This is a genomic window from Pseudomonas sp. RA_35y_Pfl2_P32 (assembly GCF_963970735.1).
In the GTDB taxonomy this organism is placed as follows: Bacteria; Pseudomonadota; Gammaproteobacteria; order Pseudomonadales; family Pseudomonadaceae; genus Aquipseudomonas.
Window position 1 is genome coordinate 1 of record NZ_CAXAQF010000178.1, and the last position, 543, is coordinate 543.

Sequence of the window (543 nt, forward strand, 5' to 3'; positions counted from 1 at the left end):
CGGTGCGATCGGTGACCGGGATCAGCACCGCGGCCTGCGTCAGCGCGGTGACGATCGCATCGGGATCGACATGGTCGCCGGTCAACAGCACCGTATCGGCATGGCCATTGGCGAGCGCCTGCTGCAAACGGGACACGAGCGTCATGCGGAGGGCTCCAACGGGAAGAATGCGCCTGCGCTCCACACGCCGGGCGGCACGTCGCCACCGTCGATCGCCCGTTGCGCCAACTCGTAATAAACTGTGCGCGCCACCACCGCGTCGAGCCCGGCACGCACGTGCAGATAGGGGCGCGGACCATCCTCGCGCGGCTCGAAACGTAGCGCATGATCGGCATCGGCGGTGACCAGATCGCCGGTATTGAGCCGGAAGGTGAGCGTCGCCACTTTGCCTTCGCCCGACACCTTCATTTCCACCGCAACGAACGGCGCATCCTCGACCACGATGTCGAGCTTCTCGACCGGGGTGACCAGAACATAGCCGCCATCGGCTTCGCGCCGGAGGATCGTCGAGAACAGCCGCACCATCGCCTCTCGCCCGATCGG

General features: G+C 66.3%; 1 protein-coding gene. It reads right to left on the bottom strand.

Annotated elements, in window-relative coordinates:
* Window positions 1-141: 141 nt before the first annotated feature.
* The coding region (locus tag AACY45_RS27740; RefSeq protein WP_339548668.1) for a DUF1285 domain-containing protein at window positions 142-543 on the bottom strand (402 nt) is incomplete at its 5' end.